This window comes from Pseudoalteromonas sp., from assembly GCF_041613455.1.
In the GTDB taxonomy this organism is placed as follows: Bacteria; Pseudomonadota; Gammaproteobacteria; order Enterobacterales; family Alteromonadaceae; genus Pseudoalteromonas.
In genome coordinates, this window is the sequence record NZ_JBFJHD010000008.1 from 1 (window position 1) to 18318 (window position 18318).

The 18318-nt window shown below is 44.8% G+C and carries 14 protein-coding genes; 3 read left to right on the forward strand and 11 right to left on the reverse strand.

Annotated elements, in window-relative coordinates:
* The first annotated feature begins 358 nt into the window (after window positions 1–358).
* A complete protein-coding gene (locus tag ABYB02_RS01740) occupies window positions 359–1846 on the forward strand; it encodes a bifunctional 2-methylcitrate dehydratase/aconitate hydratase (RefSeq protein ID WP_372760443.1) in 1488 nt (495 codons plus the stop codon).
* 258 nt (window positions 1847–2104) lie between these two features.
* Here ABYB02_RS01740 and ABYB02_RS01745 read toward each other — a convergent pair whose 3' ends face one another.
* The 4 genes from ABYB02_RS01745 to ABYB02_RS01760 all read right to left on the reverse strand — a co-directional run bounded on the left by ABYB02_RS01745 (window position 2105) and on the right by ABYB02_RS01760 (window position 7004).
* Entirely contained in the window at window positions 2105–3082 is a 978-nt protein-coding gene (locus ABYB02_RS01745) for an aldose epimerase family protein (RefSeq protein ID WP_372760445.1), read from the reverse strand.
* A 131-nt stretch (window positions 3083–3213) separates the two neighbouring features.
* A complete protein-coding gene (locus ABYB02_RS01750; RefSeq protein WP_372760447.1) occupies window positions 3214–4776 on the reverse strand; it encodes a sodium/sugar symporter in 1563 nt (520 codons plus the stop codon).
* A 36-nt stretch (window positions 4777–4812) separates the two neighbouring features.
* Complete coding sequence (galK, locus tag ABYB02_RS01755; protein WP_372760449.1) at window positions 4813–5961, reverse strand: galactokinase; 1149 nt, start codon at window positions 5959–5961, stop codon at window positions 4813–4815.
* Window positions 5961–7004 (reverse strand): UDP-glucose--hexose-1-phosphate uridylyltransferase, encoded by a 1044-nt coding sequence (locus tag ABYB02_RS01760; RefSeq protein ID WP_372760451.1) that lies wholly within the window; start codon window positions 7002–7004, stop codon window positions 5961–5963. Before ABYB02_RS01760 ends, galK begins: the two co-directional genes overlap by 1 nt.
* 146 nt (window positions 7005–7150) lie before the next feature.
* Between ABYB02_RS01760 and ABYB02_RS01765 the strand changes: the two genes are divergently transcribed.
* Entirely contained in the window at window positions 7151–8170 is a 1020-nt protein-coding gene (locus tag ABYB02_RS01765; protein WP_372760453.1) for a LacI family DNA-binding transcriptional regulator, read from the forward strand.
* Between the two features lie 104 nt (window positions 8171–8274).
* Here the strand turns inward: ABYB02_RS01765 and prpF are convergent, their stop codons facing one another.
* The 5 genes from prpF to ABYB02_RS01790 form a co-directional block, all read right to left on the reverse strand.
* Window positions 8275–9441, reverse strand: coding sequence for a 2-methylaconitate cis-trans isomerase PrpF (prpF, locus tag ABYB02_RS01770; protein WP_372760455.1), 1167 nt, complete (start codon window positions 9439–9441; stop codon window positions 8275–8277).
* 13 nt (window positions 9442–9454) lie between these two features.
* Window positions 9455–12064, reverse strand: coding sequence for a Fe/S-dependent 2-methylisocitrate dehydratase AcnD (acnD, locus tag ABYB02_RS01775; RefSeq protein ID WP_372760457.1), 2610 nt, complete (start codon window positions 12062–12064; stop codon window positions 9455–9457).
* Between the two features lie 133 nt (window positions 12065–12197).
* Entirely contained in the window at window positions 12198–13322 is a 1125-nt protein-coding gene (gene prpC / locus ABYB02_RS01780) for a 2-methylcitrate synthase (protein ID WP_372760459.1), read from the reverse strand.
* Window positions 13323–13347: 25 nt separating this feature from the next.
* Complete coding sequence (gene prpB, locus ABYB02_RS01785; RefSeq protein ID WP_372760461.1) at window positions 13348–14220, reverse strand: methylisocitrate lyase; 873 nt, start codon at window positions 14218–14220, stop codon at window positions 13348–13350.
* Window positions 14221–14296: 76 nt separating this feature from the next.
* Entirely contained in the window at window positions 14297–14995 is a 699-nt protein-coding gene (locus ABYB02_RS01790; protein ID WP_372760463.1) for a GntR family transcriptional regulator, read from the reverse strand.
* 263 nt (window positions 14996–15258) lie between these two features.
* Here ABYB02_RS01790 and rsmF point away from each other — a divergent pair, with 263 nt between their 5' ends.
* Window positions 15259–16698: a 16S rRNA (cytosine(1407)-C(5))-methyltransferase RsmF gene (gene rsmF / locus ABYB02_RS01795; protein ID WP_372760465.1), complete on the forward strand. Its 1440-nt coding sequence runs from the start codon at window positions 15259–15261 to the stop codon at window positions 16696–16698.
* 174 nt (window positions 16699–16872) lie between these two features.
* On the opposite strand, the gene ABYB02_RS01800 is transcribed toward rsmF, so the two are convergent.
* Entirely contained in the window at window positions 16873–17595 is a 723-nt protein-coding gene (locus ABYB02_RS01800) for a VpsP family polysaccharide biosynthesis protein (protein WP_372760467.1), read from the reverse strand.
* The gene (locus ABYB02_RS01805; RefSeq protein WP_372760469.1) at window positions 17588–18316 is read right to left on the reverse strand and encodes a tyrosine-protein phosphatase; all 729 of its coding nucleotides are present in this window, start codon (window positions 18314–18316) and stop codon (window positions 17588–17590) included. The genes ABYB02_RS01800 and ABYB02_RS01805 overlap by 8 nt, the downstream gene beginning before the upstream one ends.
* Between the last annotated feature and the right edge of the window lie 2 nt (window positions 18317–18318).

Below are 18318 nucleotides of genomic sequence, written 5' to 3' on the forward strand. Positions count from 1 at the left end.
ATGCGTAAATAATCAGCATAACTTTTAACTGTTAAAAGTTATGCTGTTCTCACACTCACTCGTTACAAACCGCTAAAGCCCCCACAGCCTGATGCTAACGACTACCTACTTAGCTATAGCTACTGAGCTATAAAACCATCCAATTCTTGGCGCAATCGCTAATTTAACCCCATTCATTAATTACTTTTTTACTCCATGGTCGCTTAGCATCTTAATCACTCAATTGCAGCAGAATTGTTTACAAAACAAACAGCTTATTACTATTCGCAGCAACTGCCTCATGCTATGGTGAGCATAGATCCGCTGACGTTAGCTGTGTTTTTAATATTTCACCTCTAAAAACAAATAAGGATACACAATGAGTAATAATGTTGATGTTAATAATCGCCCTGATTATGATCAAGTCATACAAGATATCGCTGATTATGTATTAAATTTTAATGAATTCAGCGAGGAAGCACTCAACACCGCACGCAACTGTTTAATCGACACCTTAGGTTGTGGCCTGCTAGCACTGCGCTTTGCTGAGTGCACTAAGTTGCTCGGCCCTATCGTACCCGGCACTGTGGTACCTAATGGTGCGCGGGTACCGGGAACCGCGTTGGTGCTCGACCCGGTAAAAGCCGCTTGGGATATTGGCTGTACTATTCGCTGGCTTGATTATAATGACACCTGGTTAGCTGCTGAATGGGGGCACCCTTCTGATAATTTAGGCGCTATTTTAGCGGTTGCAGATCACCTTTCTCAGCTTAGAGAAGCTAACGCAGAGCAGCCGTTAACCATGCGAGAAGTGTTAGAAGCGATGATCATGGCGCATGAAATTCAAGGGGTGATTGCACTAGAAAACGCTTTTAACCGAGTCGGCTTATGTCATGTATTATTAGTGCGCGTTGCGTCAACTGCGGTGGTTACCAAAATGATGGGCGGCAACAAACAACAGATCATGGCTGCAATCTCTCAAGCTTGGGTCGATGGCTCGGCGCTGCGCACCTATCGACACGCACCCAATGCAGGCTCGCGTAAATCATGGGCCGCAGGCGATGCAACCTCGCGTGCTGTTTACTTAGCTCACCTATCTATGCGCGGGGAAATGGGTATTCCTAGCGTATTAACAGCACCGCAATGGGGGTTTTATGCGGTGTCTTTTGCTAAAACTAACCAACACCAAGTTGTTAAACCCGAAGCTGAACGGCGCTTTTCTTTTTCACAAAGCTATGGCTGTTATGTGATGGAAAATATTTTGTTTAAAATTTCATTTCCTGCCGAGTTTCATGCTCAAACAGCAGCGGAAGCTGCGGTTATTTTACATCCACAAGTAAAACAGCGCTTAGCCGAAATTGATAAAATTGTGGTACGTACCCACGAGTCAGCTATTCGCATTATTTCCAAAACAGGGCCGCTGGCAAATGCGGCCGATCGCGACCATTGCTTGCAATATATGATAGCTGTGCCACTGATATTTGGTGAATTAACCGCAGAGCATTACGAAGACGAGTTTCATGCGGCCCACCCGATTATTGATCAGCTGCGTGACAAAATGGAAATCAGAGAAGAGCCCCGCTTTACTAAAGAGTATTTACAGCCAGACAAACGCGCTATAGCCAATGCCATCCAAGTTTTTTATAGCGATGGCAGTCGTAGTGAAGAGGTCATTGTAGAATATCCGCTAGGTCATCGCCGTCGCCGTAAAGAAGGTATCCCGTTATTAGAGCAAAAATTTACAGCCAATCTCGCATCGCGGTTTGATGATCAACGCTGCCAAACTATTTTCCAGCTATGTAAAAATCAACCGGCGCTTGAGGCCACCGCGGTTAATCGCTTTATGGAATTATTTGTTATCAACTAAGCGGCTGAGGTGTTTATAGTCGCTAGGATTACTGATGCCTGTAAAAAGCACCACCGACTACTCACCCCTCACTAATAACGCTGTACTAAGAAATCGCACAGCGTTATTAGGACCTGTTGACGGTTGCCCTTTGGTGATCAAAATTCGTTCACCCTAGGGGCAATTTAATCGCGGCGCGAGCTTTGTAAGCTAAGTAAAAACCGAGCAAAGCTTTCGTATCCTGCATCCAAGTAAGCAACAAAGAGTTCATTGCCCTAGTTAGATATTTTCAAAGTGATAGCTAATCACTTTATTATATTGCTCACCGGGCATAACAATCGAGTTGGCAAAATGCGGAATATTTACCGCATCAGTGTAGTTTTGCGCTTCTAAACACACACCTTGATAGGCGGTAAATGGGCCGTCTAAAAATGCACCTGTATACAATTGCAGCGCTGCTTGGTCGGTGCTCACTGACATTTTCACTTTATTTTGCAACGAGCTCAATACCGCAGCGGGGCCACTTTGCTGCTGCTCAAGCACATAACAATGGTCATACCCAAGGGGCGCTTTGAGTTGTGGGTGCTGCGCTGCATATTGGCGTTGACCAAGCTGATTTGGCGCAGTAAAACAAAGATCGCTGTTGGCCACCGCCACAATTTCGCCACTGGGTATGCCTTGAGCATTCCGTGCTAAATAATTTGCCGCATTTATTTGTAACTCAAGGGCTAAGCAGTTTTGCTCACCTAAATTAAAGTAGCAATGGTTGGTCATGTTGAGCGGAGTTGCTTTGTCTGTGCGAGCGCTATAGTTTATGGTTAAACGATTATCAGACGATAAATGATAACGCACTTGCATCACCACATTACCAGGAAAGCCCTGATCGCCATCGGCAGAATGCAGCGTTAACGTGACACTCGTTTTCGTGCTTTGGGCAAAATCTATCTGCCAAAAACGCTGGGCAAAATTATCAACGCCACCATGCAAACAGTTTTTCCCATCGTTGGCACTCAACCTATAGCGCTCACCGTTAAGCTCAAAACTGGCATCGCTGATACGATTAGCCACACGGCCACAGCTCGCTCCTAAATAAAAGGTATCGGCTAAGTAACTGTCGTTATGCTCATAGCCGACCGTCATTTCGGTAGGTATATCGTTAACAGGAAACAAAATAGATTTTACTCGCGCACCAAAGTTTAATATTTCGACGCGCATGCCCTGCTCATTGCTTAATAAATAACTGTGTAGTTGCTTCATTGCTTTTTCTTTTTGTGCTTAAAACGCGAAAAAAAATCAAAGCAACTTAAGCTGCTTTGATTTAAACGCATTTACTTAACAAACACAGGGTTTAGCAGCGCTAAAACCTGTGTTGTTTTTATTGGCTGGGATCACCACCAGGTGGTGTAAAGTGCGACTAAAATAATCACAATGCCTAATGCGGCAATATTAAAGTTGCCCGACGTGTTAAAGTTAATGTCGTTAAGGCTCACACTGCTGTCTTGATCGGTATCAGGTTTCACTAACGATACAATCACACACAATGCTAAACAAAGTAAGAACACTAAACCCACTCGGTCCATAAACGGTAAGGTCACCCAGTAAAGCTTTAACAGGATAGAGAATGCCGCCGAGCCAATCGCCGCCGCTAATGCGCCTGCTGAACTGGCTTTAGACCAAAACATACCCATCACAAAAATTACTACAATGCCTGGAGTGAAGAAGCCTGTGAATTCTTGAATATATTGGAACGCTTGATCGAACTTGCCTAATAATGGCTCAGCAACAATAAGTGCAATCACTAATGAGATCAGCGCCGCAAAGCGGCCAATAAATACATAATGGCCCTGCGATTTACCCGGTTTCAGCTTACTATAAATATCCATGGTAAAAATAGTCGAAATACTGTTGGTCATCGACGCCAGCGAAGACACAATCGCCGCCACTAATGCTGCAAAAATAAGGCCTTTAATACCGGTTGGCATCAGTGCCATCATTGAAGGGTAAGCTTGATCGGGAGTCGTTAATTGCGGGTATAACACCACCGCAGCAATCCCCGGTAATACCACAATGACTGGCATTAATAATTTTAAATAAGCCGCAAACGCAATGCCTTTTTGTGCTTCATTAATATTTTTCGCCGCTAATGCACGTTGGATAATATACTGGTTAAAGCCCCAATAGCTAAAGTTCATGATCCACATACCACCAATCAACACCGATAAACCCGGTAAACTCATGTAGTGTTCGCTATCCGAGCTTAAAATCATATCGAAGTGATTGGGTAATTGCTCGGTTAAAATACCAAAACCGGCTAATACACCGTCGCCATCAGCCACAGCATCAAGTGCTAAATAGCTTAAGAACAGGCCACCAAATACCAGTAGTACTACTTGTAAAATATCGGTGTAGGCAACCGCTTTTAAACCGCCGTATAAAGAGTATGCCACTGAAAATAAGGCTAAAAATATCATGCCATACATCCAATCAACCCCAGCTACCGTTTCTATTGCTAGGCCACCTAACCATAACACCGCGGTTAAGTTTACAAATATATACACTGCGAGCCAAAATAGCGCTAGCGTCGTTTTAACTTTACTATCAAAACGTTGCTCTAAATATTGGGGCATGGTAAATATTTCGTTCTTTAAAAATATTGGCAACATATACTTACCCACTATGATCAGGGTAATGGCTGCCATCCACTCATACGACGCTATTGCCAGTCCAATTGCATATCCCGAACCAGACATACCAATAATTTGCTCGGCAGAAATATTAGAGGCAATTAATGATGCACCAATCGCCCACCACGGCAGCGCTTTACTGGCAAGAAAGTAATCTTCGGTGTTTCTGCTTGCCCCCTTCTCATTGCGCGAAATCCACAAAGCGAGTATTAACAACCCCAGCACGTAGCAGGTAAATATCGCAATATCAAGTAGTTCTAATTTCATACACTTCAACCTTGTTCTATTATTAGTATGTTTTCTTTAACTGGTAATAAACGCACCATTCGCAGCAAGGCAAATATATACGTCGGCTTCAAGCCCCGTTTTTGCTTGATACTGGGCATTAATTGTAGCGCGTATTTGCGGCACTAATTGCTCTGGCGCTAGCGCCACCACACAACCGCCAAAGCCGCCCCCCGTCATACGCACACCACCTTGCTCACCTAATACTTGGCCAATGATTTCTACTAAAAAGTCAATTTCAGTAGTGGTGATTTCAAAATCATTTTTCATCGACAGATGCGACTGTGCCATTAATTGACTCATAGTTTGCATGTCGTTGTTATTAAGTGCTATTAACGCCTGCTCGGTACGGGTATTTTCGGTCACAATGTGCATGGCACGCTGATAAATAACCGGTGCGAGATTCGCTTGTTCTGCTGTTAGCTCAGCAAGGGTAACATCGCGTAAAGCGGGTTTATTAAAATGCTTTGCTGCGGCTTCACATTGCTCACGACGAGCATTGTACTCGCTGTCGACTAATCCTCGTTTAACATTGGAGTTAACAATAACCAATGCCATGCCAGCAGGAATTGCTGCATATTCATAGGTTAAGCTGCGACAATCGAGTAGCATAGCATGTTCAGCTTTACCCAGTGCAGAAATAAGTTGATCCATGATGCCACAATTACAACCTACAAAGTTATTTTCTGCTTGTTGGCCCATTAACGCCGCTTTAACCCCGTCTAAGGGAATATTATTTAATTGCGCAAAGGTTTTTAAAATAGCTATTTCAAAACTGGCAGATGAGCTTAAGCCGGTACCTTGTGGCACATTACCCGATACCACTAGATCGGCACCGGTAATATGTGGGTAGCTTTGCAACAGAGCTTGTAGCGTACCGCGAATATAGTTTACCCACATTTGCTGTTGGCTAAATTCAATATTATCTAGGCTAAAACTATTTTGTTCGTTATTACAATCAACCGCTAATACATTCACGGTACGATCATCTCGTGCTTTCGCGGCGATGTCGGTGCCAAAGTTAATCGCTGCCGGCAGCACAAACCCATCGTTATAATCGGTATGCTCACCGATTAAATTAACGCGCCCTGGGGCATGAAATAGCTGCTCTGGCGGGCAATTAAAATGCTGTTCAAATTGGCTGATAAGCATATTAGCTCTAGGCATTATTGTGCTTCCTTATAATGTACATTGGCTACATCACGTAATCTTTGTGCGGCTTGCTCTGGGGTTAAATCGCGTTGTGATTCGGCCATCATTTCATAGCCCACCATAAATTTACGTACCGTTGCTGAGCGTAGTAGCGGCGGAAAAAAGCTGGCGTGTAATTGCCATTCACTGTGCGCTTGGCCGTCATAAGGCGCACCATGCCAGCCCATTGAATAAGGGAACGAGCAATTAAATAAATTATCGTATTTAGTGGTAATTTGCTTGAGCGCGTCGGCTAACGACACACTTTGCTCTGGCGTTAAGTCAACCATACGGGTAATGGCAAAGCGCGGTAATAACAGTGTTTCAAACGGCCAACCGGCCCAATAAGGCACAACCACCAGCCAGTGCTCGTTTTTAACCACGACACGCTCGCCTGATTGCGCTTCACGCGTGGCATAATCCAGCAATAAGTTACTATTATATTGGTTGGCGTAGTTAGATAACGCGTGCTGTTTTTTAGTTACTAAAGTGGGTAATTGTTGTTGTGACCAAATTTGGCCATGCGGGTGCGGGTTTGAGCAGCCCATCATCGCGCCTTTATTTTCAAAAACTTGCACCCAGTTATAAGTTTCGCCTAACTCAAGGCATTGGCTTTGCCAGGTATTTACCACCGCCGTGATCTCGTCAATACTTAGCTGTGGCAAGGTTTTACTATGATCTGGTGAGAAGCAAATTACTCGGCTTTCGCCTTGCTCGGTAGCCATTTTAAACAGTGGATCATCGGTCTGAAATTCTGGAGTATCAACCTTTAACGCAGCAAAGTCATTACTAAACACATAGGTGCCCGTGTAATTGTCATTTACTTCGCCATTAATGCGCGTATTACCAGCACACAAAAAACAATTGGCATCATGACTTTCTCGCACTTCTTCGTCGAGGGTCTCTACTTGTCCTTGCCAAGGTCTTTTCGCGCGGTGCGGAGACACCAACACCCACTCATCAATTAGCGGATTATAGCGACGATGTGGATGCTCAGTTGGGTCAAAAATTGTATCCATAAATATCTCAATTGTGGCTTATAATAAAAACCGAAAAGGGTAAACGCTTACCCCGTTATTTGCAACATAAAAAATCAACATATACAGTACAAATTAAATAGTGTAAATTTTAATATAAACAGGATGTAGAAAACGATTCCCCATCAATGACAACAATAAAAGATGTAGCTCGGATTGCCGGTGTGTCTATTGCCTCGGTGTCACGCGTTATTAATAATGGCCCAAAAGTCAGTCAGGCCACGATAAAAAAAGTTAATCAAGTAATGCAAGAGATTGGCTACACGCCAAACGCCAATGCACGCGCCCTCGTCACTCGTAAAAGTATTACCATAGGGGTAGTGATCCCCGAACTTAGCGATCCCTTTTTTGCTTCACTTGCCAGCGGCGTGGATAAAGTAGCCCGTGATAACGCGATGCAATTACTCCTCAGCACCGCCGGTCAAAGTGCAGCATCTGAGCGTGCAGCGATTAATTTATTACTTGAGCGTCGCTGTCAAACTATTGTTATGCATAGCAAAAAGCTGCCAGACAGCGAATTAATCAGTTTATCCAAACAGGTGCCCGGGTTAGTGCTTATTAATAGGTACATAGCGGCAATAAAACACAAATGTATTTGGCTTGATAACACCGCTGGCGGCAAGATAGCAGCCCGTTATTTTCTCACACTGCAGCATCACAATATTGCCTGCATCAGCAGTAAATATCAAATTGAAGATCCTACGCTACGGCTCAACGGTTTTGCTACCACGCTTGCTGAGGCTGGTGCCCCTATTGACCCTCAATTAATTACCTACGCCTTGCCTGATCAACAAGGCGGAGAAGCCGCAGCACAACGTTTAATTGCCTCAGGGCTGCCTTTTAGTGCCATTTTTGTCTATAACGATGCCATGGCAATTGGGGCAATTTCGACACTAGAGGATAATGGCTATAGCGTCCCCGGCGATGTGTCGGTGATTGGTTTTGATGACGTGCTTATTGCGCGTTATTCGCGTCCTAGATTAACCACGTTACACTACCCGATTGAAGAGATGGCACAGCAAGCCGCGCAATTAGCGATAAATTGTGTCAACGATGAGGCAATTACGGCACCACACAGCGATAGCCATTCATATTTACCACGCTTAGTAAAACGCGAATCAACCCGTAGCAATAGCCGCCACGTTTAACTATTGAATAGCTAAGTGACCGCCGCTTAAAAACGAAAAAAGTTGATGTTTTATAAAAAAACATCAACTTATAAGTGTGTTAGTGATTAACTACGTAACCCTTATTACTGCGGTACGCGTACCACACCTTCCATCAGCACGCGAGCGCTGCGGCTCATGCTAGCTTTAGTCACTTGCCACTCACCTTGAACTTTTGTTGCCTCTGCGCCTACTTTTAATGTGCCAGAGGGGTGACCAAAGTTTACTTCACTTATCGCCCCGCCCCCGGCGGCTAAATTAACCAAAGTGCCTTGAACCGCTGCAGCGGTGCCAATTGCCACGGCTGCGGTGCCCATCATGGCATGGTGTAATTTGCCCATAGACATAGCACGTACCAGTAAATCAATGTCGTTGGCATTAATTTGCTTACCACTTGAGGCGATGTAGTCTTGTGGTGCAGCAACAAACGCGACTTTAGGGGTATGTTGGCGTGCCTGCGCTTCATCAATCGTGTTGATCAGGCCCATTTTTACCGCCCCATAGGCACGAATAGTTTCTAGTTTTTCCAGCGCCGCTGCATCTGAGTTTATATCATCTTGCAGCTCAGTACCGTTGTAACCAATATCCGCGGCATTAACAAAAATAGTGGGAATGCCGGCATTGATCATGGTCGCTGCAAACGTGCCGACACCCGGCACCTCTAACGCATCAACCACGTTGCCAGTAGGAAATAACGCTCCATCGCCGTCAGCCGGGTCGATAAACTCAAGCTTTACTTCTGCCGCTGGAAAGGTGACGCCATCGAGCTCAAAGTCACCGGTTTCTTGTACTTCACCGTCGGTGATGGGCACATGCACCAAAATGCTTTTTTTAATGTTAGCCTGCCATACCCGTACAACAGCAATGCCATTGTTCGGTATACGGCTGTTATCAACCAAGCCATTACTGATGGCAAATGCGCCCACAGCCGCAGTTAAGTTACCGCAGTTGCCGCTAAAGTCGACAAACGCTTTGTCGATTGCCACTTGACCAAATAAATAGTCAACATCGTGATCGGCTTGGGTACTTTTAGCTAAAATAACCGTTTTACTGGTGCTGGAAGTTGCCCCGCCCATACCATCGGTTTGTTTACCGTAGGGATCTGGACTACCAATCACGCGCAGCAGTAAATTATCGCGCGCCTCACCTGCCACTTGGGCAGGCTTTGGCAAATCGGTAAGGTTAAAAAACACCCCTTTACTGGTACCGCCACGCATATAGGTAGCGGGTACTTTAATTTGCGGTTTAAACATGTATATCCCTTACTTATGCTGTTTGCGTAGCTTCTAAAAAGTCTTGTGCAAAGCGCTGTAATACACCGCCTGCGGCATAAATAGACAGCTCTTCTTGCGTATCGATACGACACTTAGTAGGCACCACTAACACTTCGCCATCTTTACGGGTAATGGTTAAGTTTACCGTTGCCCCTGGCGTGAGTTCGCCGTCCACATCGTAACTTTCGCTGCCATCAAGTTTAAGTGTTTTACGCGTAGTGCCCGCTGTAAACTCAAGGGGTAATACGCCCATACCAATCAGATTGGTACGGTGAATACGCTCAAAGCCCTCGGCAACAATCACTTCAACGCCTGCCAGTCTGACCCCTTTTGCCGCCCAGTCACGTGATGAGCCTTGGCCATAATCAGCGCCGGCAACAATAATAAGTGGCTGTTTACGCTGCATGTAGGTTTCAATTGCTTCCCACATACGGGTTTGCTGACCTTCAGGCTCGATCCGCGCGTAGGAACCTTGTTTAACCTCGCCGTTTTCATCTAACACCATTTCGTTTAATAGTTTAGGGTTAGCAAACGTGGCACGTTGCGCCGTTAAATGGTCGCCACGGTGCGTAGCGTAAGAGTTAAAGTCTTCTTCAGGCACGTTCATTTTAGCTAAGTATTCACCGGCGGCGCTACTGGCCATAATCGCGTTAGAAGGCGATAAATGATCTGTGGTAATGTTGTCGCCAAGTACTGCTAAGGCACGCATGCCTTTCATAGTACGTTCGCCCGCGAGTGCGCCTTCCCAATACGGTGGGCGACGAATGTAAGTGCTTTCTGGACGCCAGTCGTAAAGTGGATCGTTATCTTCACCGTAGTCTACGGTTAAGTTAAACATCGGCTCGTATACTTTTCTAAACTGCTCCGGCTTAACACTTTCTTTCACTACAGCATCAATTTCTTCATCGCTTGGCCATAAGTCTTTAAGGGTCACATCGTTACCGTGTTGATCTTGTCCAAGTACGTCTTTTTCGATGTCAAAACGAATGGTACCGGCAATCGCGTAGGCAACCACTAAAGGGGGCGACGCTAAGAACGCTTGTTTTGCATAAGGATGAATACGGCCATCAAAGTTACGGTTACCCGAAAGCACTGCCGTGGCGTACAGGTCGCGGTCAATAACTTCTTGTTGAATTACCGGGTCGAGCGCCCCACTCATACCATTACAGGTAGTACAGGCAAAGCCCACAATGCCAAAGCCAAGTTGCTCAAGCTCTGGTAATAATTTGGCTTCTTCAAGGTAAGATTGTACGGCTTTTGAACCCGGTGCGAGCGACGTTTTAACCCAAGGTTTACGCATTAACCCTTTTGCATTGGCGTTACGTGCCAATAGCCCTGCCGCAATCACGTTGCGCGGGTTACTGGTGTTGGTACAGCTGGTAATAGCTGCAATAATACATGCACCATCTGGCATTAAGCCGGCTTCGTTTTCAACCACACCCGAAATACCTTGTTTGGCTAAATCGCTGGTTGACACACGGCGGTGTGGGTTTGATGGACCGGCGATGTTACGGCCCACACTTGAAAGATCAAACTTCAGTACTCGGTCGTATTGCGCTGTTTTTAAACTATCGCTCCATAACCCGGTGGTTTTCGCGTAATTTTCTACCAGTGTAATTTGCTCTTCTTCACGACCCGTTAAACGTAAGTAGTCAATGGTCATTTGGTCGATGTAAAACATGGCCGCAGTTGCGCCAAATTCTGGCGTCATATTGGAAATAGTGGCACGGTCACCTAATGTGAGTGCATCAGCCCCTTCGCCATAAAACTCAAGGTAGCTTGATACCACACGCTGCTGGCGTAAAAATTCGGTAATAGCCAATACAATATCGGTTGCCGTAATGCCCGGTTGACGTTTACCACTAAGTTCAACACCGACAATATCTGGCAAGCGCATGTACGAAGCACGCCCTAGCATCACGCTCTCGGCTTCAAGGCCGCCTACCCCCACCGCAATAACACCGAGTGCATCCACATGCGGAGTGTGGCTATCAGTACCAACTAAGGTATCTGGAAACGCAATGCCATCACGGTTTTGAATAACCGGTGACATCTTTTCTAAGTTAATTTGATGCATGATGCCGTTGCCAGGTGGGATCACATCTATATTTTTAAATGCCGTTTTCGTCCAGTTTATAAAGTGGAAGCGGTCATCGTTACGTCTGTCTTCAATGGCACGGTTTTTTTCAAACGCGTCCGGATCAAAGCCCGCGTGCTCTACCGATAATGAGTGGTCAACAATCAACTGGGTGGGTACTACTGGGTTTACTTTGGCAGGATCGCCGCCTTTCGCCGCAATCGCATCACGCAGACCGGCTAAGTCAACTAACGCGGTTTGGCCTAAAATATCGTGACACACCACACGTGCAGGGTACCAAGGAAAATCCAGGTCTTGTTTGCGTTCAATCAGTTGATTAAGTGCGTCATTTAGCATGCTAGGCTCGCAGCGACGTACTAGGTTTTCAGCCAGCACCCGTGACGTATACGGTAAAGTGGCATACGCGCCCGGTTTAATGGCATCAACTGCCGCTTGCGCATCAAAGTAGTCAACATTTGAATTGGGGAGCGGTTTTCGAAATTTAGTATTATTTATAATGGTCATAAAATATTCGCTAATTGGGTGACAGTGGTGGTGCAACTCACTACTTTAAGGAAGGAATGAAAACGTAAGAAGCCTTAAATGAGTGTGCAACAAATAAAAAAGGTGAGCACGTTATGTGCCCACCAAATAAGTCTTAACGGGATTCGATTGGTGTGTAGCTACGCGCTTCTGGTCCAGTGTAATCTGCACTTGGACGAATAATACGGTTATTGGCACGTTGCTCTTTAACGTGTGCAGTCCAACCTGTTACGCGGCTCATCACAAAGATAGGCGTAAATAATTTAGTCGGAATGTCCATAAAGTGATATGCCGACGCGTGGAAGAAATCAGCGTTACAGAAGAGTTTTTTCTCGCGCCACATCACTTCTTCACAACGAACAGACACTGGATATAGCACTTCATCGCCCACTTCGGCTGCTAGTTTTTCAGACCACTTTTTAATAATGACGTTACGTGGATCGGATTCGCGATAGATAGCATGGCCAAAGCCCATGATTTTATCTTTACGCTCTAGCATGCCCATAATTTCTTGCTCTGCTTGATCGGCGCTAGTGAAGTTTTCAATCATATCCATCGCGGCTTCGTTAGCACCACCGTGTAATGGGCCACGTAAGGTACCAATGGCACCGGTAACACATGAATGGATATCAGAAAGCGTTGATGCACAAACACGGCCAGTAAAGGTTGAAGCATTAAATTCATGCTCTGCGTACAAAATTAGTGACACATTCATAACTTGAGCAAACAATTCGCTAGGGGCTTTGTCGTGAAGCATAGTTAAAAAATGTGCGCCCACAGAATCATCGTCTGTTTGCGTTTCAATGCGTACACCATCATGTGAATAACGATACCAATAACAAATAATGCTTGGGAAAACGGCAACCATACGGTCGATGGCATCATTGGCTTGGCTAAAATCGTGTTCCATTTCGAGATTACCCAACATAGAGCAACCGGTACGCATTACGTCCATTGGGTGTGCGTCTTTAGGAATGTTTTCTAGTACAGTTTTTAGCGCTTGGGGTAAACCACGTAAGCTTTTCAAACGGGCTTTGTATTCTGCCAGTTCACCTGCGGTAGGTAATTCACCACGCGATAGCAAAAACGACACTTCTTCAAACTGTGCTTTTTCAGCCAGTTCACTAATATCATAACCACAATAGGTTAAACCTGAGCCCGACTGCCCGACTGTACATAATGCTGTTTCGCCTGCAACTTGTCCACGTAGGCCGGCACCTGCTAATGCTTTATTACTCATAAGTTTGCTCCTTTAATTATTGTTATTATTTATTTGCTGAAAAAAGGTTGTCTAGGGTGTTTTCGTACGTGTGGTAGTCTAAAAAGTCATACAGCTCGGCACGGGTTTGCATGTTTTCGATTTGGCTTTGTTGCGACCCTTCGTTCAAAATTGCAGAGTACACGTTATACGCCGCTTTGTTCATCGCTCTAAATGCACTCAGTGGGTATAGCACCATTTCAACACCCACTTCACTTAATTGCTCTTTGGTATAAATAGGCGTTTGACCAAACTCAGTGATGTTAGCCAAAATTGGTACGTTAATCGCTTTGCTAAATGCTTGATAATCAGCAAGGTCGTGTACAGCTTCGGCGAAAATAGCATCCGCACCAGCTTCAACACACGCTGCAGCACGGTCAATGGCCGCATTTAAGCCTTCTTTTTGAAACGCATCGGTACGTGCCATAATGTAAAAGTCGCTGTCCGTTTTGGCATCAACCGCTGCTTTAATACGGTCAACCATTTCGCTTTGGCTAACAATTTCTTTATTAGGACGGTGACCACAACGCTTTTGCGCTACTTGGTCTTCAATATGGAAACCTGCCGCACCCGCTTTGGTCATTTCTTTTACTGTGCGGGCAATGTTAAACGCTCCGCCCCAGCCGGTGTCTGCATCGACTAATAATGGTAAATCGCTGGCACCGGTAATACGGCGAATATCTTCCAGTACGTTATCAAGGCTGGTCATGCCTAAATCTGGCATACCGTATGATGCATTAGCCACACCGGCACCCGATAAATAAATTGCCTGATGGCCCATTTTTTCAGCCATCATTGCTGTATACGCGTTAATTGTGCCGACAACTTGTAACGGGCGGTTGTTGGCAATCGCTTGTTTAAACTTTGATCCTGCTGACATTAGTTTCTCCTAACTTTGAACGGTAGCTGCTCTGGGGCAGTTTTGTTATTTATAAATACTAAATATGACAGATTAACTAGCTGGCTTTATGTTGCGCGGCAAGTAAATCAAATTTAGTTTGAATATTGGCTTGTGAAGCGCTGATATGGCGCTTCATCAACATTTCGGCTAATTCTCCATCGTGGTTTTCAATGGCATTAATAATCGCTAAGTGCTCGTCGAATGCTTTTGACACGCGAGGGCCTACCATGCCCATTTGCACACGGTACATGCGTATAAGTTGATACAAGTCGTGGCAAAGTAAGTGAATTAAATGAGCGTTTTTGCTGCCTTTAATAATGCGATAGTGAAAATCTAGATCACCCGCCTCTTGATAATACGACTCTCCTTCTTTGACCCGCTGAGTTTTTAAATGTTGATTCAGTAATTGTTTTAAGCCTTGCACTTCTGCAGGCTCCATATTGTCGGCAGCAAGGCGACATGCTAAGCCTTCAAGCGCACTGCGCACTTGATACACTTCTATTAAGCGCTCTGCTGTTAACGATACAACTCGACAACCTATGTTCGCTTTACGCTCAACTAAGTAACAACTTTCTAAACGATTAAGCGCTTCACGCAGCGTTGCACGGCTTACGCCATAACGTTTTGCCAGCTCTGGCTCTGATATTTTACTGCCCTGCGCTATGCTACCTTCTACAATTTCTTTACGCATATTTACAAACACTTGGTCTGATGCGGTGGTAACAGGCGTTTCGTTTAACAGGCTTTGCGTCATAGGTTACTTTAAGATTGTCGACAATTTATAAAGCTACTATGGACTTCCTATTCTGATGTGTCAACCCTAAAACAGTATAAACAGGCTAATAAACACACCAATTGTCGACACCATTAGGCTAAAGTAGTATAACAACCCCTTTTACAAGTGAATTACCCCACCAAGTGTCGACACCAACAAAAGCGAATTATTTCCCCGTTTAGCACTGAAACAGCGGGTAAGAAATGCTATTATCTGGCTTTAATTTAACGACTGGCCAGACTGTGGACGCAAACACTTTTATCCCCGAGCATTTCATTGACGATGTAAAAACCTATCTCCCCGCGCAACTCAATATCGCTGATTTTATTAATGCGTGCCGACGCCCACTGAGAAAGTCTATTCGAGTGAATACCTTAAAAATGTCAGTGGCACAGTTTAAACAGCATGCTGAGCACAAAGGCTGGCAGCTTACCCCTATCCCATGGTGTGATGAAGGTTTTTGGTTAGAGCGCCCAGCCGCAGAAGAGCAGGCCCTCGCATTGGGAAATACCGACCTTCACCTAAGCGGTGCCATGTATGTGCAAGAAGCGAGTTCAATGTTACCGCCAGTGGCACTTAAGCCAAGTGTTAAGCACAGCGATACGGTGCTTGATATGGCATCGGCGCCGGGCTCTAAAACCTCGCAACTGGCAGCTATAATGAATAATCAGGGGGTGTTGGTAGCCAATGAGTTATCTTCGTCTCGTTTAAAGGTGCTCAGTGCCACCTTAAAACGTATGGGCGTAGGTAATTGTGCGTTATCGCATTTTGATGGCGTCATTTTTGGAAACTATATGTTTGAGTGCTTTGATAGCATTTTGCTCGACGCCCCTTGCTCGGGTGAAGGCACCGTGCGCAAAGATGCCGATGCATTAAAAAACTGGTCAATCGAATCAAACATAGCCATTGCTCAGGTACAAAAGGCGCTCATTAAAAGTGCATTTTACGCCTTAAAACCAGGCGGGACTTTGGTGTATTCAACCTGTACCTTAACTCCACTTGAAAACCAACACGTGTGCGACGCATTAATTAATGAATTTGGCGACTATATAACAGCAGAGCCATTAGATAAGTTATTTGCTGGGGCAGAAAAAGCCACCACCCGCGAAGGCTATTTACATGTGTGGCCACAAACATTCGACAGCGAAGGGTTTTTTATTGCTAAATTTAAAAAGCACGCCAGTTGCGACAACCCCAATCTACAGATAAAAAAAGGCGCGTTTCCATTTCAGCCGTTTGACAGCAAAAAAGCCAGTGCCTTTATGCAGATGCTAAAAAAACACTTTAACTTAACCGCCCTTCCCGGAAAGTTAATGCAACGCGATAAAGAGCTGTGGCTCTTTCCTGAAGCGTTTGACGGTATTCAAAATAAAATAAAATACGCCCGTTTAGGTATACAACTTGGCGTTATTCATAATAATGGCGTGCGTTTAGCCCACGAATTTGCCACTGTTTTTGGCCAACAGTGCAGTACCAATGTGTTTGCGTTAACGAATGAACAAGCGAATGACTACTTTCAGGGAAAAGATATCCGCTTAGATGAGGTAAGCAAAGCCAGTGGTGAAGTTATTCTTACGTTATGTGGCTGCCCTATTGGTTTAGGTAAGTGGCAAAAAAACAAAATTAAAAATTCACTGCCGCGCGATTTAGTGCAAAACACCGCGTTAATAAACTGGTTATAAAAGCAGTATTCACTGTGTAATTTTTTGCAATAAAAAATGGGCGATTTTAAGAGTTTTGCCTATACTTAAAACACTTTCTTCTTCTCCCTAAGAATTTAGAAAGAGTCTTCAGTTAGCGCATGGCTCAACTCCGAGCCACTCTAAAGCCCAGCGTTTTATAACGCTGGGCGTTTTTTAGCGTGGTGTTTTACAGTGTTTTTTAAAATGATAACTTGCTCTTACCGGTGCAAACCCCTCACTAAATTGTAATGTTAAACACAGTATCTCTAACCTGTTGATTTTCTTAGCAAGCGCAAAAACAGCATTGAATCTATAGCCATGTTTGACTGCTAGCTGCAACGCATTAACATATAACGCTTTATAGTTAGCTGGGAGTTGCGGCCAATGCATTAACGCTATGTGTATAATACCTAAGTGTACATCGAGCTGATGCGGGCCTACTTTTTTTGCCTGTTGAATATACCCATAAACTTGTTCACTCGGCCCTTGTTGGTAACTCACAAGCTGGGCAAGTGTTATCCAAGTGGGTGCCCACGTTTGCCTAAGTGCTACTGATGTTAACAGCGCCTGCTCTGCTTGCTGGTAAAGTAACTGTTTTTTATCGCTACCCTGTGCTGTTATTCCATCAACATTACTGGCAATTAATATTTTTACGTTGGCGTAGATATGCCAATAATGTGGGTGTGTTGGTTCAAGCTTGGTGGCTAACGTTATGGCTGCTTCGGCTCGTGTTAATTGTGCCGCATCAACCGGTGAAGATAATTGTTGCAGGGTATTACGGGCGTTAAAGTACCATGCATTAGCACGTATACTGTGAATGCTTTGATAAGCCAAAATGACCGCCACGATAGCTAACACCATGATCTGTGCAAGCCGAGCCACAGATAAGTTAATCACAAAATAATGACCTAGTTAAGCGCCAAGGGTTAGTGATAAATAACTGTTGCGCTTTTTCTTCCCCAACTAAGTGTGTGACTAACTGCTTTGCTTTACTGAGTATGGGCGGCCTGCGCTTTACTGAATGGGCATCAGTGGCGACATAACTGACTAAGTCAGCTTTTAACATATTTTCGCTGATAACTTTTGCTTTATCCCCCCAACCACCTTCTATGCTTGATGCGGTTAATTGAAATTCACAACCTAATTGCTTTAAGCGCTCGATATAATATGGATTCGCTTGAATATCACGATTACGCTCAGGGTGAGGAATAATCACTTTAATATTTTGCTTCGCCAGCCATTTAATAAATTTATCGTACCCCGATGGCACATGTGAATGGGGTAACTCAAGCAGTAAGTAATGGGCGCCATTGCTGCTGCCGATAAAAGGTAACTCATTTGCGATTACAAGTGCCATCAACTCTATATCGAGGCGCACTTCAGCGGCGACGGCTAGCTTTATAGCTATATCGGTATCTTTGATATGAACTTTTAAAGCAGCTAAATCGCGGTGCAACTGCCAAGCTGAATTATTAAAGCGCCGCAAATGAATATGCGGTGTCGTTACCATGTGGGTGATACCATCGCTTTGTGCCAGCTTTAGTAGAGCGACAGACTCAGCCAAGTCTTTAGCTCCATCATCTATACCCGGTAAAATATGCGAGTGAATATCAATCATAC